The sequence below is a fragment of the Sneathiella sp. D3-11 genome, assembly GCF_055809395.1.
Genome location: NZ_CM147911.1, coordinates 3,616,355 through 3,641,067 on the forward strand (window position 1 = coordinate 3,616,355; position 24,713 = coordinate 3,641,067).

At 52.9% G+C, this 24,713-nt stretch carries 24 protein-coding genes and 1 pseudogene; 9 read left to right on the forward strand and 16 right to left on the reverse strand.

From position 1 onward, the window contains the following. The first annotated feature begins 41 nt into the window (after positions 1-41). Positions 42-1,027 (forward strand): annotated as a pseudogene (htpX, locus tag AC0L73_RS18235) (zinc metalloprotease HtpX). On the opposite strand, the gene AC0L73_RS18240 reads toward htpX, so the two are convergent. Beyond that, the gene (locus AC0L73_RS18240) at positions 1,028-1,660 is read right to left on the reverse strand and encodes a TetR/AcrR family transcriptional regulator (protein ID WP_473654509.1); all 633 of its coding nucleotides are present in this window, start codon (positions 1,658-1,660) and stop codon (positions 1,028-1,030) included. It lies immediately after the preceding pseudogene. A 134-nt stretch (positions 1,661-1,794) separates the two neighbouring features. Between AC0L73_RS18240 and AC0L73_RS18245 the strand changes: the two genes are divergently transcribed. Genes AC0L73_RS18245 through AC0L73_RS18255 form a run of 3 tightly spaced genes read left to right on the forward strand, consistent with a single transcriptional unit; the run spans position 1,795 to position 6,838 of the window. After that, positions 1,795-3,702, forward strand: a complete 1,908-nt coding sequence (locus AC0L73_RS18245) for an AMP-binding protein (RefSeq protein ID WP_473654510.1) — start codon at positions 1,795-1,797, stop codon at positions 3,700-3,702. Next, positions 3,671-4,705 carry an NADP-dependent oxidoreductase gene (locus AC0L73_RS18250; RefSeq protein ID WP_473654511.1) on the forward strand — a complete coding sequence of 345 codons (1,035 nt, stop codon included), beginning with the start codon at positions 3,671-3,673 and terminating at the stop codon, positions 4,703-4,705. The genes AC0L73_RS18245 and AC0L73_RS18250 overlap by 32 nt, the downstream gene beginning before the upstream one ends. Positions 4,706-4,753: 48 nt before the next feature. Further along, positions 4,754-6,838 (forward strand): 3-hydroxyacyl-CoA dehydrogenase NAD-binding domain-containing protein, encoded by a 2,085-nt coding sequence (locus tag AC0L73_RS18255; protein WP_473654512.1) that lies wholly within the window; start codon positions 4,754-4,756, stop codon positions 6,836-6,838. 51 nt (positions 6,839-6,889) lie between these two features. Here AC0L73_RS18255 and AC0L73_RS18260 read toward each other — a convergent pair whose 3' ends face one another. The 15 genes from AC0L73_RS18260 to AC0L73_RS18330 all read right to left on the reverse strand — a co-directional run bounded on the left by AC0L73_RS18260 (position 6,890) and on the right by AC0L73_RS18330 (position 18,856). After that, positions 6,890-8,347 carry a DHA2 family efflux MFS transporter permease subunit gene (locus tag AC0L73_RS18260; protein WP_473654513.1) on the reverse strand — a complete coding sequence of 486 codons (1,458 nt, stop codon included), beginning with the start codon at positions 8,345-8,347 and terminating at the stop codon, positions 6,890-6,892. Position 8,348: 1 nt separating this feature from the next. Continuing rightward, positions 8,349-9,473 carry a CaiB/BaiF CoA transferase family protein gene (locus tag AC0L73_RS18265; RefSeq protein WP_473654514.1) on the reverse strand — a complete coding sequence of 375 codons (1,125 nt, stop codon included), beginning with the start codon at positions 9,471-9,473 and terminating at the stop codon, positions 8,349-8,351. A gap of 77 nt (positions 9,474-9,550) precedes the next feature. Further along, entirely contained in the window at positions 9,551-10,219 is a 669-nt protein-coding gene (locus AC0L73_RS18270) for a DNA-3-methyladenine glycosylase I (protein WP_227951865.1), read from the reverse strand. A 63-nt stretch (positions 10,220-10,282) separates the two neighbouring features. Next, positions 10,283-10,858: a molybdopterin cofactor-binding domain-containing protein gene (locus AC0L73_RS18275; RefSeq protein WP_473654515.1), complete on the reverse strand. Its 576-nt coding sequence runs from the start codon at positions 10,856-10,858 to the stop codon at positions 10,283-10,285. 71 nt (positions 10,859-10,929) lie between these two features. Further along, positions 10,930-12,549: a xanthine dehydrogenase family protein molybdopterin-binding subunit gene (locus AC0L73_RS18280; protein ID WP_473654516.1), complete on the reverse strand. Its 1,620-nt coding sequence runs from the start codon at positions 12,547-12,549 to the stop codon at positions 10,930-10,932. A 1-nt stretch (position 12,550) separates the two neighbouring features. Further along, positions 12,551-13,009: a (2Fe-2S)-binding protein gene (locus tag AC0L73_RS18285; protein ID WP_227951867.1), complete on the reverse strand. Its 459-nt coding sequence runs from the start codon at positions 13,007-13,009 to the stop codon at positions 12,551-12,553. 133 nt (positions 13,010-13,142) lie between these two features. After that, the gene (gene recQ, locus AC0L73_RS18290) at positions 13,143-14,948 is read right to left on the reverse strand and encodes a DNA helicase RecQ (protein ID WP_473654517.1); all 1,806 of its coding nucleotides are present in this window, start codon (positions 14,946-14,948) and stop codon (positions 13,143-13,145) included. Between the two features lie 56 nt (positions 14,949-15,004). Continuing rightward, the gene (locus tag AC0L73_RS18295; protein WP_227951869.1) at positions 15,005-15,295 is read right to left on the reverse strand and encodes a transposase; all 291 of its coding nucleotides are present in this window, start codon (positions 15,293-15,295) and stop codon (positions 15,005-15,007) included. Positions 15,296-15,410: 115 nt separating this feature from the next. After that, on the reverse strand, positions 15,411-15,743 hold the full coding sequence (locus tag AC0L73_RS18300) for a RebB family R body protein (protein WP_473654518.1): 333 nt from the start codon (positions 15,741-15,743) through the stop codon (positions 15,411-15,413). A 49-nt stretch (positions 15,744-15,792) separates the two neighbouring features. Beyond that, complete coding sequence (locus AC0L73_RS18305) at positions 15,793-16,197, reverse strand: RebB family R body protein (protein ID WP_227951871.1); 405 nt, start codon at positions 16,195-16,197, stop codon at positions 15,793-15,795. Positions 16,198-16,317: 120 nt separating this feature from the next. Then, positions 16,318-16,674 carry a RebB family R body protein gene (locus AC0L73_RS18310; RefSeq protein ID WP_227951872.1) on the reverse strand — a complete coding sequence of 119 codons (357 nt, stop codon included), beginning with the start codon at positions 16,672-16,674 and terminating at the stop codon, positions 16,318-16,320. Positions 16,675-16,715: 41 nt separating this feature from the next. Further along, positions 16,716-17,036: a RebB family R body protein gene (locus AC0L73_RS18315; protein ID WP_227951873.1), complete on the reverse strand. Its 321-nt coding sequence runs from the start codon at positions 17,034-17,036 to the stop codon at positions 16,716-16,718. Positions 17,037-17,084: 48 nt separating this feature from the next. After that, complete coding sequence (locus tag AC0L73_RS18320) at positions 17,085-17,438, reverse strand: RebB family R body protein (protein ID WP_227951874.1); 354 nt, start codon at positions 17,436-17,438, stop codon at positions 17,085-17,087. A gap of 444 nt (positions 17,439-17,882) precedes the next feature. Continuing rightward, the gene (locus AC0L73_RS18325) at positions 17,883-18,338 is read right to left on the reverse strand and encodes a hypothetical protein (RefSeq protein ID WP_473654519.1); all 456 of its coding nucleotides are present in this window, start codon (positions 18,336-18,338) and stop codon (positions 17,883-17,885) included. A gap of 62 nt (positions 18,339-18,400) precedes the next feature. After that, positions 18,401-18,856 carry a RebB family R body protein gene (locus tag AC0L73_RS18330; protein ID WP_227951876.1) on the reverse strand — a complete coding sequence of 152 codons (456 nt, stop codon included), beginning with the start codon at positions 18,854-18,856 and terminating at the stop codon, positions 18,401-18,403. A gap of 287 nt (positions 18,857-19,143) precedes the next feature. Between AC0L73_RS18330 and AC0L73_RS18335 the strand changes: the two genes are divergently transcribed. The 5 genes from AC0L73_RS18335 (at position 19,144) to AC0L73_RS18355 (ending at position 24,683) form a co-directional block, all read left to right on the forward strand. Beyond that, positions 19,144-19,863 (forward strand): RNA polymerase sigma factor, encoded by a 720-nt coding sequence (locus AC0L73_RS18335; protein ID WP_473654520.1) that lies wholly within the window; start codon positions 19,144-19,146, stop codon positions 19,861-19,863. A gap of 123 nt (positions 19,864-19,986) precedes the next feature. Continuing rightward, positions 19,987-22,329: a molybdopterin-dependent oxidoreductase gene (locus tag AC0L73_RS18340; RefSeq protein WP_473654521.1), complete on the forward strand. Its 2,343-nt coding sequence runs from the start codon at positions 19,987-19,989 to the stop codon at positions 22,327-22,329. Between the two features lie 17 nt (positions 22,330-22,346). After that, a complete protein-coding gene (locus AC0L73_RS18345; RefSeq protein ID WP_473654522.1) occupies positions 22,347-22,856 on the forward strand; it encodes a molybdopterin dinucleotide binding domain-containing protein in 510 nt (169 codons plus the stop codon). 121 nt (positions 22,857-22,977) lie between these two features. After that, positions 22,978-23,721, forward strand: a complete 744-nt coding sequence (locus AC0L73_RS18350; RefSeq protein WP_321576143.1) for a 4Fe-4S dicluster domain-containing protein — start codon at positions 22,978-22,980, stop codon at positions 23,719-23,721. 11 nt (positions 23,722-23,732) lie between these two features. Then, on the forward strand, positions 23,733-24,683 hold the full coding sequence (locus tag AC0L73_RS18355) for a dimethyl sulfoxide reductase anchor subunit family protein (RefSeq protein ID WP_473654523.1): 951 nt from the start codon (positions 23,733-23,735) through the stop codon (positions 24,681-24,683). The last annotated feature ends 30 nt before the right edge of the window (positions 24,684-24,713 follow it).

Genomic DNA, 24,713 nt, shown 5'->3' on the forward strand with positions numbered 1-24,713 from the left:
TAATGAGCGCCTTTGAAGGTATGTCTATTGGATACAGGACCATGAATTACGTCAAAACCGGATTACTGATCGCCGCCATTACCGCGTTGTTTTTGGCCGTGGGATTTCTCCTCGGCGGGATGACGGGTATGCTGATAGCGCTTGCCGTTGCGGTGGCGATGAACGGCTTTGCCTACTGGAATTCGGACAAGATGGTGCTAAAGATGTATGGCGCGCGTCAGGTGGGCCGGAGCGAGGCGCCGGGTCTTTATCAGATGGTAGAGGATCTGGCGGCACGAGCCGAACTTCCCATGCCGAAAGTCTTTATCATGGAAAATCCACAGCCCAATGCCTTCGCGACGGGCCGCAATCCAGAGAATGCGGCCGTTGCTGTAACCACTGGTCTCATGAGGATTTTGAATGACCAAGAAACGGCGGGCGTGCTTGCCCATGAGCTTGCGCATATCAAGAACCGCGACACCCTGACCATGACGGTCACGGCGACGATTGCCGGGGCGATCAGTATGCTGGCGAATTTCGCGCTATTCTTTGGCGGCGGCCGGGATAACCGGATTGGTATCATTGGTACGATTGCCCTCATGATTCTTGCCCCCTTGGGTGCCATGCTGGTCCAGATGGCGATCAGCCGGACGCGTGAATACTCCGCTGACCATACGGGCGCAGAAATTTGCGGTAATCCGGATTGGTTGGCAAGCGCGCTGCAGAAGCTGGAGAATTCGGCACGCGGTATTGAAAATATCACTGCCGAGAAAAACCCTGCCTCAGCCAGCCTGTTTATCGTCAATCCCCTGCATGGCAAGCGGGCAGACAGTTTGTTTTCGACCCATCCGTCGACGACCAACCGGGTTGCAAAATTGGCGGAATTGGCAAAATCGCTTGTTCCGACTAGCAGTCGGAAAATCCGTACGGGTCGCGAAGACAGATATTCCCACGAAGGAATGTTCAGAAAAAATCATCACGCGGTTCTACGCCTTACACCGATGTTCCGCATGATCGATCCCGGCCCAAGAAAGGACCGTGGGGTTGATTACGCGATAGTTTTCGGTGATTTAACGAGAGCGCGGGTCAGGAACCGACTTAAGTGATTGACATACTCTTGACGACTTTGGCCCTTACGATAAGCCATCGGCGCGGAGAATTGAATCAGGCCCATCATAGCATGGCCAATCAGGTCCGGGTCGATATCTTCATAAAGCTCTCCCGCCACCTTTGCATCTTGGAGCCGTGTAATGAACCCCGATGCAAATCTGGTGCGCACTTCCTTGGACGTAGAATCCGTTGGATCAAAAACCTTGGTATCCACAAGCGCCGAGCGAAGCAGGCCGGGGTTTTGTTCGGCGAATTCCTGAATGGCCACGAGGCTATACCGGATATACTCCTCGAAACTATTGACCTTTGGAATGCGAGAATGAACAAAGGAGTGTAAATCCTCCTGTGCACCGCTCGCGAAGGCGAGGAAGATTTCCCGCTTGTCCGTATAGTGACTGTAGAAGGTGCCATGGGCGACGTCTGCCGCTTTGGCAATATCCTGTGGTCTCGTTTCGTGATAGCCCTTGCTCACAAAGAGCTTGCGGGCCGCCGCCAATAATCGGTTGCGCTTTTCTTCTTTTCTCTTGCTGGCCCTGTCTGACGCCACCGTGACGGGTGTTGATTGACTCATCCGCCTCCCACCTTTTTATTTTTATATTTTTCGCGTCTATTGCTGGCAATTATTACAACAATTTGTCAGTATTCTTACAATAACAGCCCGATGCTTAAAATAGAACAAAAAAAATAACGGAGTTTGTCCCCAATATGACTTCATCTATCCCATTTCGGCCATTTAACCGGCCGACTCCAGATATTTCGGTCGCCCAAAATGACGATGGAAGCTGGATTGTCAAGAGTAATATCGCGCTAGGCGAGTATATGGCGAATATTGGGGCGTATTTCCGCCGCGCGGCAACTGACTACCCGGATCGTCCGTATCTTGTGCAATGTCGCCCCGGCGGTGACTGGCCAGAACTGACCTATAAACAATTACAGGAAGAGGCGGATCAGATCAGCAGCTATCTTCTTGCAAACGGATATGGAACGAAAAAATCCGTTATGATCCTGTCCGGTAACAGCTTTTCCCATGCGATCCTGAAAGTTGCGGCATTGCAGGTTGGTGTGCCGATCACTGCCTGTTCTCCGTCTTATTCCCTGTTGGGGACGGATTTTTCGAGGTTGCAGTATGCGGTTGAACTGACAGAGCCAGGATTGATTTTCGCCGAAGATGGAGATGCTTTTGCAGATGCGTTGAATGCCCTCGATCTATCCGATATTGAACTCGTGACAGTGACCGGAGCACTACATGGCGGGAAGAGATTCTCCGATATGCTGGGCACCAAGGATAGGCAAGCTGTTAAAGAAGCCTACAATACTGTGAATGGCGATAGTCTTGCCATGATCCTCTTTACGTCTGGTTCTACCGGTATGCCGAAGGCAGTACCGAATACGCAGGCAATGCTTTGTTCGGCGCAGAAGACTCTTGAGCTTATATCGGAACCTTCTGACCCGGTAAATGATCCAACCCGTGTTCTTGATTGGCTCCCGTGGCATCATACTTACGGCGGCACAGTAAATTTCTTCGCTATTGCCAGGACATGCGGCACACTTTACATCGACGATGGCAAACCTGTTCCGGCTCTGTTCGGTCGGACCATCGAGAATCTTAAAATTGTCTCTCCCTCTCGGTTCAGCACAGTCCCGGCGGCGTACAGCTTTCTTGCTGACCAGCTTGAAGAGGACGAGGAACTGGGACACGCCTTTTTCAAGAACCTCAAGATCTGCCAGTATGGCGGTGCCGCCCTCTCGCAGGAAATGTTCGAACGGATGCAGCATCTCGCCATCAAATATACGGGTATGCGCATTCCCTTCGGGACAGGCTGGGGCGCGACGGAAACAACAGGCACAGGAACGGCGGTTCACTGGAATAGCGAACGGGTCGGGCTGATCGGCCTGCCAACGCCCGGTATTACGGTGAAAATCCTCCCGATCGGGGAAAAGCTGGAGATTCGGATCAAGGGGCCAAATGTGCACGCAGGCTATTATAAACGGCCTGACCTCACCGCCCAATATTTCGATGAGGAAGGATACTATTGTATTGGCGATGCGGTTAAATGGGTTGATCCCGACAATCCGGCGTCGGGCATGATCTTTGATGGCCGCGTCGCCGAGGATTTCAAGCTGTCCAACGGGACCTGGGTCAGCACGGGGTCTCTGCGCCTGTCGCTCGTGGATGCGCTTGACCCGCTTGCCCGCGATGTGGTGATTGCCGGCCACGACCGGGAGGAAATTGGGATCATGATCCTTCTGACCGAGGTCAGGCACAAGCAATACGCGGAACAGGCGGACGCGCTGTCAGCGGATGGCGGGCGGATTATCGCTCCGTCGCTGATTGAGGCTGTTCAGGAGAAACTCAGTCGTTATAATCAGGCAAACCCGTCACCGAGCCGACGGGTGGGGAGGGCGCTGATCATGGCGCAGCCGCTTTCGGTAGATAAGAATGAAATAACGGACAAACAATATATCAACCAGGGAGCAGTACTTTCCAATCGTGCGGATCTCGTCGCCTGTCTGTTTAATGATTCGGTCGGAAGAGATATAATTAATATGAACAAAAACAATGAGATGAAAGGCACTTCAAATGTCAGCAATGAACAAGCAGATATTGCTTAAATCACGGCCCGTCGGAGAGCCGACCGCGGATAATTTCGAATTGGTGGAAACAGCTGTGCCAACACCGGGACCGGGCCAGTTTCGGGTCAAGGTCATTTATATGTCCCTTGATCCCTATATGCGCGGCCGAATGGGCGCGGAGAAAAGCTATGCAGATAGTGCGAACCTGGGCGAGGCCATGGTCGGCGGCGGCGTTGGCGTGGTTGAGGAATCGAATAATGATCAGTTCAAGACCGGTGATTATGTCATGTGCGGCACCGGCTGGCAGAGCTATTGCCTCTCCGATGGGACCGGGGTGATGAAACTCAACCCCGATCAGGCACCAATCTCAACCGGCGTCGGTGTACTGGGTATGCCCGGGCTAACCGCCTATTATGGCCTGCTTGAAATAGGTAAGCCAAAAGCAGGGGAGACGGTTGTTGTTGCCGCGGCCTCTGGTGCGGTTGGTAGTGTCGTCGGCCAGATTGCCCGGATCAAGGGTTGCCGTTCGATCGGGATTGCCGGATCTGCGGAAAAATGTGCCTTTGTTGTGGATGAGCTCGGCTTTGATGCCTGTCTGAACTACAAGGATGCGGATTTCCCTGAGCAACTCGCGAAAGCCTGCCCGGACGGCATTGATGTCTATTTCGAAAATGTCGGTGGTAAAGTGTTTGAGGCGGTTTTGCCGCTGTTTAATGATGACGCCCGCATGCCACTTTGTGGACTGATCTCGCAGTATAATATGACGGAACTGCCACAAGGTACAAATATGCTGCCCGCGCTGATGCGTGCGGTTCTCACTCACCGAATTCTCATTCAGGGGTTCATTATTTCCTTCCATTTCAATCATTTGCCAGCGTTTCTGAAAGATGTAAGTGGATGGATCAAAAGCGGGGAGCTCAAATATCGCGAAGATATCGTTGAAGGCCTCGAAAATGCGCCAGAAGCCTTTATGGGCCTGTTGAAAGGCAGGAATTTCGGGAAATTGCTGGTTCGTGTTGCTGACGATCCAACAAGAAACTAAAAGAGACAGATACAGTCAATAAGAACCCCAGAAGGAAGGAAAAAGAAAATGACTGCCATCACTGATTTTGTCAGTTACGAGGCACAAGGGACCGTTGGTGTCATTACCGTTGACAGCCCGCCCGTGAATGCTCTGAGCCAGGGCGTGCGCGCCGGGATCAAGGGTGGAATTGAGGCGGCGGTTGCCGATGACTCTGTCAACGCCATTGTGCTGGCTTGCGCCGGGCGAACCTTTATTGCCGGTGCGGATATCACAGAATTCGGCAAGCCCCCGCAGGAACCTGGGCTAAATGACGTCATCGCTACCATGGAAAGCTCGACTAAGCCTGTTGTCGCGGCCATTCATGGCACAGCGCTAGGCGGCGGTCTGGAAACAGCGCTTGGCTGTCATTACCGTGTTGCAGTTGCCTCCGCCAAGGTTGGCCTGCCGGAAGTGAAACTCGGGATCCTGCCGGGTGCCGGCGGGACGCAGCGCCTGCCGCGTGTTGTCGGTGTGCAAAAGGCGCTTGAATTCATTACCTCCGGTGTGCATGTACCGGCAACCCAGGCTTTTGAAGCCGGGCTTATCGATGAATTAATCGACGGTGACCTAACCGAAGGTGCCATCGCCTTTGCCAAGAAAGTTGTTGCCGAAGGCCGTCCGCTCGTGAAAATCAGTGAGCAGAACGACAAGCTGGAAGAAGCTAAGAAAAATCCGGCCATTTTTGATGAATTCCGCAAAAAGAATGCCCGGAAGTTCCGTGGCTTCGAAGCGCCGGAAAACTGTATTAAGGCTATCGAGGGCGCGGTTAACCTGCCGTTCCCGGAGGGTCTGAAACGCGAACGCGAATTGTTCACGGAATTGTTAGCCGGAGAACAGGCAAAAGCACAGCAGTATTTCTTCTTCTCCGAACGGCTCGCCAACAAGATCCCGGATGTTCCGAAAGACACGCCTCTGATTGATATCAAGACTGCGGGTATTGTCGGCGCAGGCACCATGGGCGGCGGCATCGCGATGAACTTCCTGCAGGCCGGTATTCCGGTGACGATTGTCGAAACCTCTCAGGAGGCGCTCGACAAGGGACTTGGCATTATCAAGTCGAACTATGCAGCAACTGTCTCTAAAGGACGGATGTCACAGGCGGCGATGGACAAGAACATGTCCCTGCTGACCGGTTCCACCAATCTTGAGGACCTCAAAGACGTCGATATCGTCATTGAGGCAATCTTCGAGAATATGGATGTGAAGAAAGAGGTCTTCGGCAAGCTTGATAAAATCTGCAAGCAGGGCGCAATTCTCGCGACGAATACCTCTACGCTTGATGTCGATGAGATTGGTGAAGCCACGAGCCGGCCTGAATATGTCATTGGCCTGCATTTCTTCTCACCGGCCAATGTGATGCGGTTGCTGGAGGAAGTCCGGACCAAGAAAACCAGCCCCACCGTTATGGCGACCTGCATGGCACTTGCCAAGAAAATCGGCAAAGTTCCGGCCATGGTTGGTGTTTGCGATGGCTTTGTCGGCAATCGGATGCTCGCCAAGCGCGGCGATCAGGCGGCGCAGCTTATCCTTGAAGGCGCGAAACTGGAAGATGTTGACCGGGTTCTCTATGACTTCGGCTTCCCGATGGGACCGTTCGCGATGTCTGACCTTGCGGGGAATGATGTCGGCTGGCGCATCCGTCAGGGCAGGGGCGTGACCAGCCCGGTTGCTGATGCGATCTGTGAGCTCGGCCGCTTTGGCCAGAAGACGGGCGATGGCTACTATCATTATGAAAAGGGTAGCCGCACACCGCAACCAGATCCGATTGTCGAGGAAATTATCGTCAAGGCCGCCCGTGATGCCGGGATCAACCGGCGCGAAGTCTCGGATGAGGAAATCCTCAAACGCTGCATTTATCCGATGATCAATGAGGCGGCAAAAATCCTCGAAGAAGGGATTGCGACCCGCGCCAGCGATATTGACGTGATCTGGGTCTATGGGTACGGCTGGCCGATTTACCGAGGCGGCCCTATGCGCTATGCGGACCATATCGGCCTTGAGAATATCTATAACGATATGCTCAAGTTCAAGGCGGAGCATGGTGACGAATGGACACCGGCACCGCTCCTTGAAAGGCTGGTTAAAGAAGGCAAGGGTTTTAAGGATCTCTAAGCCCGATAAGCTAACGAAGAAGAAAGCCCCGCGATTTTTGCGGGGCTTTTTTTATTCCTTCGCGTGGCGCGCGAGATAGGTGACGGGGATCAGGGCAAAAGCGAAAACAACACCGGACACCATGAAGCAGTCATGGAAGGTAAGCGTCATCATCTCGACTGTTTGCTCAACAGTTAGAGCCACACCGCCGTTTGCGGCCATGATCTCGGACCCGTAATGGGCGGAGCGGGCGGTGATCAGCACGGCGATGATATTGACCCCGATGGTGCCGCCAAGCATGCGGCAGAAATTCAAAGCGCCGGAGGCCTGCGGCACCTGTTGTGATGAGACGCTGGAAAGGGACAACGTGCTGTTGGCCGGGAGGATCAGGCCTATTGCAGCGCGGCCGATAACGACCCAGCCGGCGATCATCCAGAACCCACTCGCCTTATCCGCGAAAGTGAGGGCGTATATTGAGATAACGAACAGAATAATACCAGTATAGAGTAGGCGATGCCCGGGCAGGCGATCGACCAGCCGCCCGGCAATAGGCGACACGAACGCAAGCGCGAGCCCACCCGGGAGGAGGAGTAATCCGGCCTCTGTCGCGTCGCTGAGTTGCACCGTCCGGGAAAAGAGCGGAAGCATATAGATGGTCGAGAACATGCCCGCACTGGTAATAGCGCCAACGATGACGGTTGAGGTAAATTTGAGATTACGAAACATGTCGAGGCGCAGAAGTGGCGATTTGCTCTTTTTCTCCCGCCCGATAAACAGGATGAAACTGGTCAGGGCGATGGCAAGAAAAATTATTACCTTAGGATGACTCACAGGATAAAACTGGCTGTTAGACATTCCGGTAAGCAAGGTGCTGACGGTCAGAGCGATAAGCAGGAAGCTGATCAGGTTAAAGCGGCTCGATTGCTGCGCATCATCCCGGTCTGGCAGGAATATCCATCCGGCGACAGCAGCTAAGAACGAAAGCGGCAGGGCGGCCGTGAAGGTGTAGTGCCAATTGAATACATCTGTGATCACGCCGCCAATGGTTGGGCCGACGGCGGGCCCCAACACCACGATCATGCTGAAAGTTCCGATTGCCGCGCCGCGCCTATTTTCCGGAAACAGCATAAAGACGAGCGCCATAGAAAGTGGCTGGATAATCCCCGCGCCAGCTCCCTGCAGGATACGTGCGAAGATCAGCAGGTTAAACGCCGGGGCAAACTGGCCGATCATGCAGCCAGTGAAGAACAGCGTCGAGGCGAACAGAAAGGTCTTCCGCGCGCCGAAATTCTGCAACAACCAGGCGGAGGTCAGCATGCAGACGGCATTGGCGCAAAGAAATCCGGTCGACATCCACTGCGCCGAAGCTTGCGTCACGCTATAGTCGGCCATGATGTTGGTGAGCGCGACATTGATCATGGTCGAGGAGAAAATACTCGCCAGCAGACCAAAAATAACAGCTAGAACCGCGAACCATTTAAAGCGTTCGCCGTATTTTTCCTCCAGCAGCTTTAGTCGCGCACTTGGCATGTCAATTTGTAAACTCGTTACGGATTTTCTCGTTATGCTCCCCAAGGGCGGGAATTGAATTATATTGCCCTGATTGCCCGGTCAGATGAACGGGAGAGGCGACAAGATTGACGGGCCCCGATCCGCTTTCGACAGTCGTGCGTTCAAGCTGCGGATGATCTGAGAGATCAGCAACACTGTTCAAGGCGCCAAAGGCGATGCGGCCCTTCTGCAGTCGGTCGATTACCTCAGTCCGGGGGAGTTGACCGAAAATCTTGTCGATCTCGGCATTGAGTGCGGGCCGGTTGGCGACGCGCTGTTCATTGGTTGCAAAGCGGGGATTATCGGCAAGCGCGGGGTTCTGCAACCCATGCTCGCAGAGATTTCGCCATTCCGTCTGGTTCTGGATGGAAATGACGACCGGGCCGCCTTCCTTGGTTTCATAGGCTTCATAGGGCGCAATGGACGGGTGGGAGAGACCGCCGCGTCCCGGCGCCTTGCCGCCATATTCCTGATGCAGCAGCGGGACCGTCATCCAGTCGGCCATCCCGGCAAACAGGGTCGATTTGACGGCGCGCCCCCGGCCGGTTCGGTCGCGTTCGTATAAGGCTTCCAACACGCCGACGAGGCCATGCATCCCTGCTGCAATATCGCAAACTGACACACCGACACGCCCGGGCCCTTCCGGTGATCCGGTAACCATGGCCAGGCCGGTTTCACTCTGGACCAGCATGTCATAGGCCTTCATTTTCGAATAGGGTCCATCCTCCCCATAACCGGAGATGTCGACAGTAATGAGACGAGGATTGCGCGCCTGCAGTGTCTCGCAGTCAAGGCCATAGCGCCCGACAACACCGGGCGCGAGGTTCTGGATAAAGACATCCGCCTTGTCGATCATGTTTTTCAGAAGCGCGAGGTCATCCTCCTTCTTGATGTCGATCTGCACGGACCTCTTGCCCCGGTTGAGCCAGACGAAATAAGCGCTTTCGCCATTCACGACCGTATCATAGTTACGGGCGAAATCGCCTTCAGGACGCTCGACTTTGATGACTCGTGCGCCGGCATCGGCGAGACGGCAAGAAAGATAGGGGGCGGCAACCGCCTGTTCGAGGGAGATGACGAGAATACCGTCGAGTGGGCCAGACATTTTATTCTTCTTTTGCTTTATTTAAGGGCAAGCCTATCTATGCATCGCAAATAAAATTTAATCAATAGGAGGCCTGGTTATCCGGTCCAGATGGCTAGCGTCCGGCTGATATCAGCATATGGTGCGCCGCTTTCCTTATGCCAGGCATTAAAGGCGGCCTGCACCGCTGCTTGATCCTTTTTCGCGGTGAGCTTGCCGCTGGCGACGCCGAGCTTGTTCAATGCGGCCACCACATCGTTGGTCAGGATAAAGCCATCCTTGCCCATCATGCGGACGAAATAGGGGCCCGAATTGCCACCAAGCTGCTTGAAACGTTTCTTGATATCCGTATACAGCCCGACCAGGTCATTTGTCGGCCAATCTGCGATATAGGCACCGGCAGAGCCAAATTCTTTTTCCACCTCGACTAAGGCGAGTGCGTTGTGATGGGTCGCTCGTATCTTGCCGAGATGCCGAATAATTGCCGTGTTGTCCATCAGGGCGGCGATATCATCCTCGGACATAAAGGCGACCTTCGCAGGCTCAAAGCCATGGAAAGCTTCTTCGAATGCGGGCCATTTACCCCGGACCATTGCCTGATTAAGACCAGTGGAGAAAATACGAAAGCTCATATTCGAGAAAAATTCGGCGGCGGGGGTGCGGCGAATTTCATTTTCAGTTTTAAGTTCAGGCATCCGTGCGGCAAGCGCGTCCGCGCCGCCCGCATTTTCTTCTGCTGTTGCACAGATTTCTGCAAATGAGATCATGGCAATATTCCATCCTGTATAGAACTGGTCGAGGAACAGAATACCGCCAGATGATCCAGTCCGCTATCCTATAAATCCGGATTTTGTGATGGGAAGCTCCCGAATGCGCTCGCCTGTTGCGGCGAAGATGGCGTTGGTGAGGGCCGGGGCGATGGGCGGTGTACCGGGTTCCCCGACGCCACCGAGCATCCGTCCGCTTGGCGCAAGATGTACTTCTATCTCTGGGCAATTGGCAAGGCGGACCATTTCATAATCGGGGAAATTGCTGTTGATGACAGCACCGTCCTCAATCTCGATCTCGCCATAAAGCGCGGCGGTAAGACCAAAGATAATGCCGCTTTCCATCTGCGCCTTAACGGTATCGGGGTTAACGACCGCACCGCAATCGATTAAGCAATAGACTCTATCGACGGTTATTTCCTTGTCGTTGGTCACTGTGATTTCGACGACCTGTCCAACGATTGAAGAAAAAGACTCATGCAGCGCTACGCCGCGCGCCCGACCCGCCCCAAGTGGGACGGTCCAGTTGCTGACCTTCGCGAGTTGTTTCAATACATTTGCGAAATCCGGATGGTTTGCCAGATGAGCAAGGCGGAACTCGACCGGGTCTGCCTTTGCGGTATGGGCCATTTCATCCATAAAGGATTCAGTGAAAAAGCCGTTATAGGAATGGCCAACACTGCGCCAAAACCCTACTTCAATTGGCAGTTTTACCGGCACGTGATCGACAAGGCGGCTGGTGAACTCATAAGGGATATCTGCCGCGCCTTCACTCGTGGTGTTATCGGGGAATCCATCGTGGCCCAGGGAAGCAACCGCGCGGTGAAACTGCCCGATACCGACTGGCTGACAATCCGGTTGGCCCAGCCAGAAATTTTGCCATCCGGTCCGAGTGCTGCCTCAAATTGACTGACGGCGGCGGGTCGGTACATGTCATGTTGGATATCATTTTCACGGGTCCAGAGAAGCTTGACCGGGCGGTTTTTCATTTCTTTCGCGATGGTCACCGCCATGACGACCAGATCTATATCCGCCCGTCGTCCGAACCCGCCGCCAAGCAAGGTGGTATGTACTTTGACATTTTCCGCCGGTACATCGGCAATTTTCTCGGCAAACCATTTAACAAGGGTTGGCGCCTGATTGGGCATCCAGATTTCAACGCCGGTTTCCGTTACCTTGGCGGTGCAGTTCATCGGCTCCATACAGGCATGGGCGAGGAACGGCGCTTTGTAGATGGCCTTAACCGGAGCCTGTGATTTTCTGATTGCGCCAAGAGCGTCACCGTCTTCTGCATAGATGCGCGCATCGTCACTTTCTAGATTATCTTCCAGCAGAGTCATAATACCGCCCGAGGAATATTCTTGCGCAGAGCCGGGCTCGAATACGGCGGGCAGGGCTTCAACGGCAGTTTTTGCGCGCCAGAAACTATCGGCGATCACCGCAACACCGCTTTCAAAGGGTACCACCTTCAGAACGCCCGGCATGTCTTTCACTGTTGCCGCCTCATGGGAGATGAGTGTGCCGCCAATTACAGGGGAAAGCTTGACGGCCGCATGGACCATTCCCTCGAGTTCCACATCAACGCCAAATACCGCGGTGCCATCTACTTTCGATGGGATATCGAGGCGCGGTTGCGCAGTACCGATCAGGGAGAAATCTCTGCTGTTTTTGAGGACGGGATCAAGCGTCACCGCTTCCGAAGCGGCGAGTTCCACAAAATCGCCAAAGCCACCGGATTGCCCGCTGCCCGCATGAGTGATAACGCCATTGTTAACGGTAATCTCCTCTGGCGACACATCCCAGGTGCGAGCGGCGGCATGGACCAGCATGGCCTTTGCCATCGCGCCCGCTTGACGCATAGGAATCCAGGCATCGCGGACGGAGGTGCTGCCGCCTGTGACTTGAACACCGAGAAAGCCGGCGAGCTTCGCCATGCCCCATGCGCCGACGGTGTCTTCGCCCTCATGATGCTTGTCGGAAAAGGGTAGGGCATCCTGCAGCGCAGTTACATTCGCATAGATATCAGCAACGGGTGCCTGCTCTACTATGACGTCGTTGAAATCTGCGTCCATTTCCTCGGCGACGAGCATTGCGAGCGCAGTGTAGACGCCCTGACCCATCTCTGAGCGCGGAACGGCCACTGTGATTAGGCCGTCTTTATTGACCTTCACATAAGCATTGAGGGCAACTTCTCCTTCCTCGGTTGTGGCCGTAAGTGCGGCATTGTCAGGCTCACCCTTACGAAGAAAGCCATAGCCGACAGCGATGCCGCCGCCGACAAGCGCCCCGGCGACCAGAAACTTGCGTCTGGAGAGAGAGAATTTACCCATGTTAATTCCCTTCCTGCAATGCGGCGGCGCGTTTTATGGCCCGCTTGATTCTCGGATATGTACCGCAGCGGCAAATATTGGTAATGCTGTCCGCGATGTCTTCGTCACTCGGGTCCGGGTTCTCCGCGAGGAGGGCGGAGACCGCCATGATCATGCCCGATTGGCAATATCCGCATTGCGGCACCTGTTCCAGTATCCAGGCCTGCTGGACCGGATTTAAATTTTCGCCGCCAATGCCTTCTATCGTCGTGACTTTAGTGCCCACAGCATCGGATACGGGGTAGCTACAGGATCGCACGGCCTCCCCATCCACATGGACAGTACAGGCGCCACAGGCGGCAATGCCACACCCGAATTTTGTGCCCTTAAGCCCGACAGTATCGCGCAAGACCCACAAAAGAGGCGTATCCTCTTCGACATCGACTTCATGTATTTTACTGTTGATATCGAGGCGCAGCATGTCCCCTCCTGTAATCTTTGTAAATAAGAATGAATTTTGCCTTTAATATAGGTAAATATTCATGTGGCACGTGATTGCAATTTTAATTGTTGACGCCGACGTAACAAACGGAGGTTGGCCGAGAGATGAAATCTCAGGAATAGTTTTCCTCGATCGCTTTCAGGAAGGCGGGTCCGTATTTTTCCTGCTTGCTGCGTCCGACGCCCTGCAACTCCCCGAAAGCAGTGAGCGAGGTTGGTTTAAGTTGCGCCATCTCAATCAGGGTTTTGTCGTGAAAGATGACATAGGGCGGAACATTTTGTTCCTTTGCGAGGCTGAGGCGGATAGATTTAAGGTAATTAAACAGCGCTTCTTCCTGCTCATTACCAAAGCTTCGGTTCGGACCGGAGGCGGATTTTTCTTTACGTGAGCGGATCGGGGCTTTTTTAAGATCAAGCTTGGTCTCGCCTTTAAGAACCGACCGACAATTCTCATTCAGGGACAGGCTGCCATAACCCTCAGTGTCGACATTAAGCAGGCCGAGTGCCAAAAGTTGGCGGAAGATTGATTGCCAGTCAGCGCGTGAGAACCCCTTTCCCACGGCATAGGTGCTGAGGCGATCATGTCCGAATTTTTTGATCTTGTCCGTATCCGCGCCGAGCAGAATGTCTATGATATGGCCCGCGCCGAACATTTCCCCACTTCTATAAATGCAGGAAAGCGCCATCTGTGTGGCTTCCGTTGCATCGAACATTTCCGGTGGTTCGAGGCAGTTATCGCAGTTGCCGCAAGTTTCGGGAGGTGTTTCACCGAAATACTCCAGAATGAGTCGACGACGGCATAGGGCGCTTTCACAAAATTGTAGAAGTGATTCCAGTTTGCCCCGATCAAGTTTTTGCTGCTGTAGCGTCTTGTCCGGGTTCTGCATCAGTGATTTCAGCTTCGCGACATCCTGAAGCCCATAGGCGAGCCATGCATTGGCGGGTAGACCGTCGCGCCCGGCGCGCCCCGTTTCCTGATAATAACTCTCCATATTTTTCGGGAGATCAAGATGCGCAACGAAACGGACGTCCGGCTTGTCGATACCCATGCCAAAGGCGATGGTGGCGACAATAATGACGGCATCTTCTTTCAGGAAGCGGGCCTGTGTTTCGCGTCGCAGTTCCGGATCCAGACCGGCATGATAAGGAAGCGCGATCCGGCCGGTTGCGGCAATTTTCTCCGCCGTCTGCTCGACCTTGCGGCGAGACATGCAATAGACAATTCCCGCATCGGATTCATGTTCTGTCTTAATGAAGTTAAGAAGCTGGGTGACGCCATTTGTCTTCGCGGTCAGGCGATAGCGAATATTCGGTCGATCGAACCCGGCACGGAAAATCTCTCCATACGTTAGTCCAAGACGCTCGATAATATCTTTTTCCGTCGGCGCATCGGCTGTCGCGGTGAGGGCGAGACGTGGTACGGATGGGAATTTTTCAGCGAGAATCTCGAGGCGTAGATACTCGGGGCGGAAATCATGACCCCATTGAGAGACGCAATGCGCCTCATCAATTGCGAAAAGAGAAATATCGCCGCGTTGCAACAAATCGATAAAGCCGCCAGAGAAAAGTCTCTCCGGTGCGATATAAAGGAGTTTGATCTCTCCGTTGAGAAACGCATTTCGAATGCTCGCCTGTTCTTCCATGGAGTGGGCGGAGTTAAGCGCCGCAGCTGCAACGCCAAGCTGTTGCAGAGCTTCAACCTGGTTCTGCATAAGTGCGATCAACGGTGAAATGACAATCGCCGTCCCGTCCATGCAGAGGGCAGGGATTTGATAACAAAGCGATTTACCGCCGCCCGTCGGCATCAGGACAAGCGCATCGCGCCGGGCGAGTATATGATCAATAATCTGTGCTTGTTCCCCACGAAAGGCAGGGTATCCGAAGATGGAGGTAAGTATTTGGGACGGGTTACGCGACATACCTCTTTATACAGTCATCCGTCCATTGATCAACGCCGGAATGAAGTCATATGGCGTTAATCGCGATCTTCTGCTTTTGCCCAGCCACGCGACTTGAGTTGTTCCTTCAATGCCTGGATTTCAAGCGCCGCTTCGGCGAGGAGTGATTTTAGTCTCTGGTTCTCTCCATCAACCTTTTTGAGGCGGTTAATTTCCTCTGCGCCCGTTTGTTCCGCGCGTTTTTTCCAACGATAAATGGTGGCCTTGGAAATGCCGTATCGCTTTGCGGTATCATCCACCGACTGGCCGTCGATGAGTTCTCGAAGGATCGCTCTGATCTCCTGCTGAGTATAGTTTTTGCGTTCCATGAGACTGAACGTCCTCATATTAATGTTTCTAAATTGCCATCGGACCTCAGCTTTCTTGGGGTCAGATTTAACCCTCCGTTTTCCGGCATGGCCGCCGCGTCATATCCCGGGCAGATTATTGCTGTTTACCAAGCTCATTGACCACGGCCTGAAGGGCGGCAAGGTTTTCCGGGATGGCGCTGCCCGCAATCAAGTCCTGAGAGGCTTTTGCCGCTGTTGCCGGATCGCTGCTTAGCAATTGTTTGGAGGCTGCGATGGTAATGGCGTTATGGATGGAGTAGCTGTGCTGCTGCTGGGAAATGACATTCTGAAGCGCCAGCCCGATCGTGTGGGCCATCTGTTGATATAGAATAGCCATGGCCTCCGCGGGGGCATCGCCAAGTACGCTCAAATTCGTCTGGGCGATGGATCCTGTGACTTGGCTGTTTACATAGGATTCTGACGTCATTACCGCTCTCCTGTTTATTTACTGAAATTCCGGACTGGTTGTTCGAGCGCTATTTTTTCATAGGCGTTTGCGGCGGGATGTGGGATGCCTGATGCGTGGGGGTATGTGTGGACGCATGTGTGGGCGCCACATGGGGGGTATGATAATGTGTTGTTGGTGCGTATCCAGAGCGTGAGAGCAAGCCAGCGGTGCTGCGCCCGGCCGTGGCGGACGATAGCGACAGAAGCGAATTCAGATTCTGCGCTGTTGAGGCGAGGCTGAGACTGTACATATGTTGTTGGTTCGCGACGGCGTTCTGGACAGCCACCCCGACGGCCTGGGCGGTCGTCTGGTACAATGTGCCCATCGATTGCGCGGGCGCAAGACCGATAATCATGGTGTTGGACTGGGTAATGGCATCCGTAATCTGGCTGTTCACCGATTTGACGTGTACTGTATTTCTTTGCGCTGTCATGGGACTATCCTGTTATCATAGCTGCTGGCGGCTCGAATATTGCGCGATTGACCGGCAAAGGCCAAACGGCGCAATATTCGATATACCAATGAGAAGAGAGGTCTTCTCGGGCCGGCGGGGTTAGGTGTTAAACTTTGGAGAGTTTGGATTGCTTTCCTTGAAACTAGCCAGCACGCCTTTCAGTGACGCCATGGTTTCTGCCACGGGATTTCCGCTTAAGACTTCCTGTGTTGCCTTGCCTTCCGCCGCCACATCGAGGGTGTAGAGCATGCTCACTGCTCCCGTTACAACAGCAGAATCGATGGAATTCTTATGCTGTTGATTGGCCACCATGTTCTGCATGGACATACCTGTTGACTGGGCCATCATCTGATAGAGCATGCCCATGGATTCCGCGGGCGCATCGCCCAGAACTTTGACGTTGGTTTGTGTGACAGCGTCAGTAATCTGGCTGTTCATCCAAGTGTTATCCGCCATTATTTAACTCCTTTAATGTTCAATTCGTGAGAAAAATCAAATCAGAATGCGCGAGAGGCCGCCTGAAGTGAGGTGAGGGCCTCGGCAACCGGGTTGCCACCGAGAATCTCAGAGGTTGCTTTCGCATCCGCCGAAGTCGACATGGCGTACAGGACATTCGTACCCTGGGTTGTTACGGCAAGGTCAACCGTGTTGGCGCCCTGCTGGTTCGAGACGGCATTCTGCATGCTTGCGCCGACGACCTGGGCAAATACCTGATAGGCATTTGCCATGGCGATGGATGGTGCGTCACCTAATACGCTTACGTTTGACTGGGTGACTGAATCGGTAATTTGGGCATTGACTGGTGTATCCCCTGGCATGGGTCATTCTCCTTTAATAGTCAGGTAAAAATCCTGTTTAGTGGCTTGTTAAGTTTGTGACTTTTGCTCACTTTGCGCTTTCTTTAATTCAACAATGATAGCCTGAAGCGCGGAGACTATTTCTGCGTTTACATTCCCCGAAAGGATCTCTTCGGAGGCTCTCGCCTCGAGAGAGTCATCCATGCTGTACAGCATGGCGATCCCCTGGGTGACGATGGCGTTGTCGATAGTGTTCATGTTTTGCTGGTTCGACACCGCGTTTTGCATGGACACACCGACGGATTGCGCCATCATCTGGTAGACGGTTCCCATTGACTGGGCCGGGGCGCCACCGACCACTGTTAGATTGGATTGGGTCACGGCATCGGTAATTTGGCTGTTGACCGGGGTGTCGTTTGCCATTGATTAATCCTCTTTTATTCCTGTCATGGTCAATCGGTGGACTGTTTCCTCATTCATGGGAGGAAGACGTTGGCAATTGAGAAAATGTGACGCAGGCATGAGATTTTCTTCTCAAATGTGAGAAAACTCTCATGTGAATTGTGTCAAATTATCTAGATTTGATTGCGTCATCGGAAAGCCGGGTGGCGCGGGCGACAGGTTTTATTTGGTAATCATGGCTCCTATTTCCCGGTATTCTGAGGTTTTTCCGCTGTTATCACAATGATATAGGGAAGTCCTGTTTGAGCGGGGAGAGGGTCAGGAAAGCCCGACTTTTTAAATATTACGCGGATTAGTACTTCATGACGTTGCGGGATATACCTGCCTAAGCAATTGGTCGCAAAATTCAATAAAAGGAACCTGCAAGGCGGAGGCGTATCCTCCGTCTCGTCAGGGGCTTTCGGGTCATCCGCCCATTTGTTTCACAATCTGGTCCATAGCAGCGGCAGTTGCTGCCACCGCGTCGGCGGTAATTCCGGCAATTTCCTGGCTTGTTTGCGCAGCGAGCGCGGTTCCGCCTGCACTAGTTACTGCGTTCAAGCTTGTCACCGCTGCCTGGGTTTGTGCATTTAGTGCCTGAGTAATAGCGGCCGTTTGCGCGTTATAGGATTCGCCAATCGTCGCCTTCTGCGCGGATATGGAAACAGCTTCCGCATTTTTTAGAGCGGCGAGAGCGGCGGCTCCGGAAATTGTGACACTGTTCATCAGGTTTGAGTTGGCAGTTGCATTCTCAAGCGCGAGACCGGAGGAATGAGCCGCAAACTGATAAAGCAGACCCATTGCGAACTGAGCGGAGTCTTCGATTTTTGTGGGTGAGGTTGACGGAGCGCTATCGCTGCCAGAGGAGGGAGGAGAAGCCATAATAAATATCCAATATGCGTAAATAAAATGAATTAGAATGTATATTAAAAGTTGTAGAAAAATTATTCGCCTGTTTTAGTGGGTGTTGTTTCTTCCACTGTCGTATCGTCTGAATTCGCAGTTGCATCGGGCGTCGCTGCTGCGCTGCTGCTATCATTCGATGTGGCGGACTGCGCGGAATTATCACTGGTACCAGCTGTTGGGGCTTCTGCGCCCGGGTTGATGGTGAGGGACATGAGTTTCTGCAGATAGTCGAGACGCTCTACTGGCGTCATTCTCTCGACTTGGTCCGCCATGCCGGTACGAAGAAGACCACTTGTCCCCGCGGCGACAGCGGCAGTTCCCAGAATATTGAGATGCTGCTGATTGGTCACCGCATTTTGAGAGGCTATTCCCGCTGCATGTGCTAAGTTTAAATACATAGTTGCCATTGACTTTGATGTTGAGCTGCCTATCAATATTTCGTTAGTAGATATTATAGAATTTTTAATTTGATCGTCAGTTTGTGAGCTTGCCATTATTATATTTCCATAAGTAAATAAAATTATATAATTTAAAAATAGATATTTATTAATATAATTCAATTATGAATAAATTAAAAAATATTTATGTATGATTTTATAGAAATTAATACTACATATTTATTGATTTCATACACACGTATAAAATATATTATAAAATAAAATACACTTTAAAAGTGAAATTTTGCCCCTAAATGAAGAGACTGTAAGCGGGTGGCGCAATCGAAAAGTCATCCTTTAGTCATTTTTGTTTTCCACATATTCAAATCTTCTAGGGGGTCATTGTGAATCCGCTCCGGCAAGAACGTACACCTAAACCCGACCATGTCAGCCCGCTATCCATTTCCCAATCCACGATCTCTTATCCCGTCAATCTTTCCATTGCGACCCTGAAAACTGAAATTTCAGAGTCGGATAAATCAGATCAAGACGCAGCGGTGAATTTATCGGCTCCAGCAGTAAGTAAGAAAGATGTTCCCGATGAGTTTTGGGTGGCATGGCACTCCCATAAGGAGTATTTAATAAAACTCAGTATGGTCTGGATGAACGTTAGCCCGGCGGATGCAGAAGATGCGTTCAGTGACGCCACAATTCGCGCTTATGAGAAATATGCTGCCCATGCAGCGCAGATCAGTAATGAGCGAGCCTGGTTCGCGCGTCTTCTGCATAATATCTGTATCGACAAGCATCGGGCCAATAAGCGCGTACGGAATCTTCATGAGAAGGTGAAGGAAATCAATGTTATCGATATGTCCGCCCTTGATACCTTTCAGCTGACCCCGGAAGGAAACCTGTTGAATGCCGAACTTAGCCGTCGACTGCGCGCTGCGATTGAAGCCCTACCTGATCGATTGAAGTCGCCGGTCGTTCTCAGGTTGGTTCAGGGGGAGGAGTATGATGACATTGCCCGTAAACTCGGTATCTCAAACGATAACGTGCGTAAGCGGGTACAACAGGGGCGTAGTCTACTCCGTGAAAATTTAAAGAGCTTTCGCGGCGAGTAAACCCGACAAAAGAGAATAGGTTATTTTATATTCGCTATCGACAGCCCCCCGCCAAATCGGGTAACGATAAGGTGAGTACTTCCGGCCTTGCGCCGTTCTCAAGTAGCTGGGGAGCTATTTTAAATGACAGAAGGTATCGTTCTGCGCGATGAGCGCGCGGACACTTCGCCCATTGTCTCGGACGAAGTTAAATACACAACCTGCTATATGTGCGCCTGCCGTTGCGGGATAAAAGTGCATCTCAAAGATAATCAGATCCGCTATATTGAGGGGAATCCTGATCATCCGGTGAATAAGGGGGTCCTCTGCGCTAAAGGGTCCGCCGGGATTATGCAGCAAAATTCCCCGGCAAAACTTCAAAAGCCGCTCCTGCGCGTGGGCGAGCGGGGCGAAGGAAAGTTCAAGGAAATCGAATGGGAAGAGGCACTTGACCTTGCAACCGAATGGTTGAAGGACGTGCGCGCGGATGATCCGTCAAAACTTGCCTTTTTTACCGGCCGTGATCAATCACAAAGCTTCACCGGCTGGTGGGCGAAGCAGTACGGTACCCGGAATTTTGCCGCCCATGGCGGGTTTTGCTCGGTGAATATGGCTGCTGCGGGGCTTTACTCTATTGGTGGTTCTTTTTGGGAGTTTGGGGAGCCGGACTGGGATCACACCAAATATTTCATGATGTTCGGCGTGGCGGAGGATCATGACTCCAACCCGATCAAGATGGGGCTTGGTCGGCTCAAAACGCGTGAAGAAGCGAAGTTTGTCTCCATCAATCCGGTTCGCAGCGGTTATTCCGCCATTGCTGATGAGTGGATCGGAATTACGCCCGGCACCGATGGTCTCTTTGTCATGGCGATTATTCATGAACTGCTCCGTGCGGAAAAAATCGATTGGGACTATTTGAAACGCTATACCAATGCGTCCTGGCTGGTTATTCAGGCAGAAGGTGACGCGGAAGACGGGCTTTTTGCAAGAAACGCGACGGGGACTACCCTGATTGCCACATCAGAAGGGAAGCTATTGCCGCACAGCGACCGGAAGGCCGATCCTGTACTGGTTGGATCTTATACTCTTCCCTCTGGCAAAAAAGCAGTCCCGGCGTTTCAATTGATGGCGGAACGCTATCTCGATGACGCATATGCGCCGGAGGCTGTCGCGGAACGTGTTGGTATAAAAGCCGCCACCATCCGCCGGATTGCAGCAGAGATAGCAGACGTTGCGTTTGAGCAGGAAATTACTCTCGATATCCCCTGGACGGACTGGGCCGGACGGCCACAAAAATCAATGACAGGTCGGCCGGTTTCGATGCATGCCATGCGCGGTATTTCGGCCCATTCAAACGGCTTTCATACCTGCCGCGCCATTCATCTATTGCAGATGATAATTGGCACAATCGATGTTCCGGGCGGGTTCCGTCATAAGCCGCCTTTCCCGAAACCCTGTCCGCCGGGGCCTTTTCCGGCAGGACAGGAAACAGCTGCGAACACTCCCTTGGACGGTATGCCGCTTGGCTTTCCAAAAGGGCCGGAAGATTTGCTGGTTGATGAGGCGGGTAACCCAAAACGGATTGATAAGGCCTATAGCTGGGAATTTCCGCTATCCGCTCATGGTTTGATGCATAGCGTCATTCATAATGCCTGGGCCGGGGACCCGCAGGAAATCGATGTCCTGTTCATGTATATGTCGAATATGGGCTGGAACAGCACGATGAACGTGCCGGACACCATTCGCTATCTCACAGATAAAAAGCCGGATGGCAGCTACAAAATTCCAAAAATCATTTATTCCGATGCCTATCATTCGGAAACCGTGGCATTTGCTGATTTGATACTGCCGGACACCACCTATCTTGAACGGTGGGACTGCATTTCTCTGCTCGATCGGCCTATTTCCAGTGCCCATGGCGCGGCGGATGCAATTCGCCAACCCATTATTGCGCTCGATCGGGATGTCCGACCGTTTCAGGATGTGATGCTTGATCTTGGGGTTCGGTTGGGGCTTCCTGGCTTTGTCGCTGAGGATGGGGCCGCGCAATTTCCCGGTGGTTACTCTGATTATATCGTCAATCATGAGCGCACACCCGATGTTGGGCTCCTGGCGGGCTGGCGCGGAGAAGATGGATCGGGGCAGGGGCGCGGCGCTGCGAACAGCGCACAGCTTGATGCCTATATCGAGAATGGTTGTTTCTGGGAGAAAAAATTTACGCCGGAGCAGTCCTATTACAAGTTCGCCAATAAATCCTATCTGGAGGAAGCCGTCCATATGGGTTGGCTCGCCATGCCAAGTCCTGTGGTGATGGAGGTTTATTCTGAAACCATGCAGAAATTCCGTCTCGCAGCGCAGGGCTTCGGCGATCGGCAACCGCCAGATCATTTGCGTGAACGCGTATCGACATTCTTTGATCCTTTGCCGCTTTGGTATGCGCCTTTTGCTGATGAAGATAAAGGGGAGGGTTTCCCCTTCACGCGGTGACCCAACGGCCTATGCATATGTATCATAGTTGGGGTAGCCAGAACGCCTGGCTTCGTCAGATAACGGCACGTAACCCGTTGTTCATACATGCCGATACAGCGGCAGCGAAAGGCATTACCGATGACGACTGGCTCTGGGTAAGCTCTCCCTTTGGTAAGGTGAAGGCACAGGCGAAGCTGATGCGCGGCGTTAATCCGCATACGGTTTGGACCTGGAACGCTATCGGGAAGCGCAAAGGGGCATGGAACCTTAAAGAGGATGCCCCGGAGGCCACAAAAGGCTTTTTGCTGAACCATATTATATCCGAATTATTGCCCCCGCGCGAAGACGGCTATCGTTATTCAAACTCCGATCCGGTGACAGGACAGGCGGCATGGTACGACTTGCGGGTTAGTATTGAGAAATGCGACGAAGCCGATTTTGGGGAGACAGAACCAATGTTCGAGGCGCAAGGCAGTGCCGGACTCCCGAACCGACGGAGCTTTTACGTTATGGCGCGGACCTCAAAGGGGCAGAGAGTAACCTAGACCCGGTGCCGATGAAGGATTGGATTGGAAACCGGACGGAAAACGCCGGACAGGGCAGCGGTATTAAGCCCGGCCACGGCAACCAGATTGACGATGCACCCGCCAAGGCGGAGGAAACAGAATGACATCCCTTCCGACAACACCACCTAAGAAAAAGCTCGGCCTTGTGATCGATCTCGATATTTGCGTTGGTTGTCATGCCTGCGCGGTTAATTGCAAGGAATGGAATACCGGTGGGCATTCAGCGCCCCTTACAGACATAGATCCTTATGGTGCGGATCCAACAGGCGTTTGGTTCAACCGTATCCACAGTTTTGAGGTGGAGAATGAGGAAACGGGCGGGCGTACGGTCCATTTCCCAAAAAGCTGCCTGCATTGCGAGGATGCGCCCTGCGTGACCGTCTGTCCGACCGGCGCGTCCTATAAGCGGGAGGAAGACGGCATCGTGCTCGTCAATGCGGATCATTGCATTGGCTGCAAGCTCTGTTCCTGGGCCTGCCCCTATGGCGCACGGGAGTATGACGAGGATGCGGGGGTGATGAAGAAATGCACACTCTGTGTCGATAAAATTTATAACCCGAACTTGCCCGAAGAATCTCGCGTGCCTGCCTGTGTCTCTACTTGTCCGGCAGGCGCGCGTTCCTTCGGTGATCTCGGTGATCCCGACTCGGACGTGAGTAAACTCGTCGCGAAGCGTAGCGGTTACGACTTAATGCCCGAGCAGGAATGCAAGCCCACCAATAAATACTTGCCGCCCAGGCCGAAAAAACTGGGGAACGACGGGCCGCCACCAGAGCTTGCCCCGGTTGCCGATAGTTCGGCGGGTGTCATCGCCCGTTGGGTCGACAAGTTTCTTTCCGCGTAATAGAGGCCAAAATGCATCCGGCAAAATCGGTAATTTTCTTCACAACAGCATCCGGCGCAGGGTATGGGCTGCTCGCGCTCCTGATAGCGGGGAATGTCCTCGGCGTTGTTCCCGCTCATTTCTGGCTGGCTTTTATCGGCTATGCGGTTAGCTATGTGTTGATCACGGGCGGACTTCTTTCTTCGACCTTTCACCTCGGCCATCCGGAGCGGGCATGGCGCGCATTGACACAGTGGCGTTCTTCCTGGCTCAGTCGAGAAGGGGTGATGGCAATCCTGACCTTTATTCCGACGGGGCTATATGCGCTTCATCAACTCTTTTTCCCGGACATGATGCAGGGAATTATGGGGCTGTTCGGCATTCTCGGTGTGATTTTCTGTATCGTGACGGTTTATTGCACAGCGATGATATATGCCAGCTTGAAACCTATTCACGCCTGGTCGAACAACTATGTCCCGGCGGGCTATTTACTGCTCGCCCTGATGAGCGGGCTGCTGCTGTTGAATGTCCTGCTGGCACTCTGGGGGACTACAGAAACGTCTCTGCAGCTTGCCACCTTGCTGGTCCTCGGGATCGCTTTTGCGTGGAAGATTACCTATTGGCGTTTCCTCGATAGCAGCAAGAGTATATCGACGCCCGAGAGTGCAACGGGGCTGGGTGAGTTTGGTGCCGTGAAACTGTTCGAGGCGCCGCATACGGAGGCAAACTATCTCATGAAGGAGATGGGCTTTAAAATCGCCCGGAAGCATTCCGCGAAACTCCGTCTGATCACTTTATTGGCAGGCTTTGTTGCTCCCATTTTATTGATATTAATCAGTCTTTTCTTCGGGACTGTTGGAACGGGAGTTTTACTGACCCTTGCTATTCTTTCTGCGGCGATTGGCTTGGTAACAGAACGCTGGCTCTTCTTCGCGGAGGCACGGCATACCGTTGGCCTCTATTACGGCGCATCCCACGCATAAAAAAAGGCCGGTAAAAACCGGCCTTTTTCA

Coding starts and splice junctions, on each gene's coding strand:
- AC0L73_RS18310 (WP_227951872.1), bottom strand. CDS start 16,674: ATGGCGGATAACACTTGGATGAACAGCCAGATTACTGACGCTGTCACA.
- AC0L73_RS18240 (WP_473654509.1), bottom strand. CDS start 1,660: ATGAGTCAATCAACACCCGTCACGGTGGCGTCAGACAGGGCCAGCAAG.
- AC0L73_RS18300 (WP_473654518.1), bottom strand. CDS start 15,743: ATGACGTCAGAATCCTATGTAAACAGCCAAGTCACAGGATCCATCGCC.
- AC0L73_RS18275 (WP_473654515.1), bottom strand. CDS start 10,858: ATGGATGAAATGGCCCATACCGCAAAGGCAGACCCGGTCGAGTTCCGC.
- AC0L73_RS18305 (WP_227951871.1), bottom strand. CDS start 16,197: ATGACAGCGCAAAGAAATACAGTACACGTCAAATCGGTGAACAGCCAG.
- AC0L73_RS18355 (WP_473654523.1), top strand. CDS start 23,733: ATGCATCCGGCAAAATCGGTAATTTTCTTCACAACAGCATCCGGCGCA.
- AC0L73_RS18250 (WP_473654511.1), top strand. CDS start 3,671: ATGTCAGCAATGAACAAGCAGATATTGCTTAAATCACGGCCCGTCGGA.
- AC0L73_RS18280 (WP_473654516.1), bottom strand. CDS start 12,549: ATGGGTAAATTCTCTCTCTCCAGACGCAAGTTTCTGGTCGCCGGGGCG.
- AC0L73_RS18340 (WP_473654521.1), top strand. CDS start 19,987: ATGACAGAAGGTATCGTTCTGCGCGATGAGCGCGCGGACACTTCGCCC.
- AC0L73_RS18295 (WP_227951869.1), bottom strand. CDS start 15,295: ATGGAACGCAAAAACTATACTCAGCAGGAGATCAGAGCGATCCTTCGA.
- AC0L73_RS18325 (WP_473654519.1), bottom strand. CDS start 18,338: ATGGCTTCTCCTCCCTCCTCTGGCAGCGATAGCGCTCCGTCAACCTCA.
- AC0L73_RS18270 (WP_227951865.1), bottom strand. CDS start 10,219: ATGATCTCATTTGCAGAAATCTGTGCAACAGCAGAAGAAAATGCGGGC.
- recQ (WP_473654517.1), bottom strand. CDS start 14,948: ATGTCGCGTAACCCGTCCCAAATACTTACCTCCATCTTCGGATACCCT.
- AC0L73_RS18320 (WP_227951874.1), bottom strand. CDS start 17,438: ATGGCAAACGACACCCCGGTCAACAGCCAAATTACCGATGCCGTGACC.
- AC0L73_RS18285 (WP_227951867.1), bottom strand. CDS start 13,009: ATGCTGCGCCTCGATATCAACAGTAAAATACATGAAGTCGATGTCGAA.
- AC0L73_RS18345 (WP_473654522.1), top strand. CDS start 22,347: ATGTATCATAGTTGGGGTAGCCAGAACGCCTGGCTTCGTCAGATAACG.
- AC0L73_RS18350 (WP_321576143.1), top strand. CDS start 22,978: ATGACATCCCTTCCGACAACACCACCTAAGAAAAAGCTCGGCCTTGTG.
- AC0L73_RS18260 (WP_473654513.1), bottom strand. CDS start 8,347: ATGCCAAGTGCGCGACTAAAGCTGCTGGAGGAAAAATACGGCGAACGC.
- AC0L73_RS18330 (WP_227951876.1), bottom strand. CDS start 18,856: ATGGCAAGCTCACAAACTGACGATCAAATTAAAAATTCTATAATATCT.
- AC0L73_RS18245 (WP_473654510.1), top strand. CDS start 1,795: ATGACTTCATCTATCCCATTTCGGCCATTTAACCGGCCGACTCCAGAT.
- AC0L73_RS18255 (WP_473654512.1), top strand. CDS start 4,754: ATGACTGCCATCACTGATTTTGTCAGTTACGAGGCACAAGGGACCGTT.
- AC0L73_RS18265 (WP_473654514.1), bottom strand. CDS start 9,473: ATGTCTGGCCCACTCGACGGTATTCTCGTCATCTCCCTCGAACAGGCG.
- AC0L73_RS18315 (WP_227951873.1), bottom strand. CDS start 17,036: ATGCCAGGGGATACACCAGTCAATGCCCAAATTACCGATTCAGTCACC.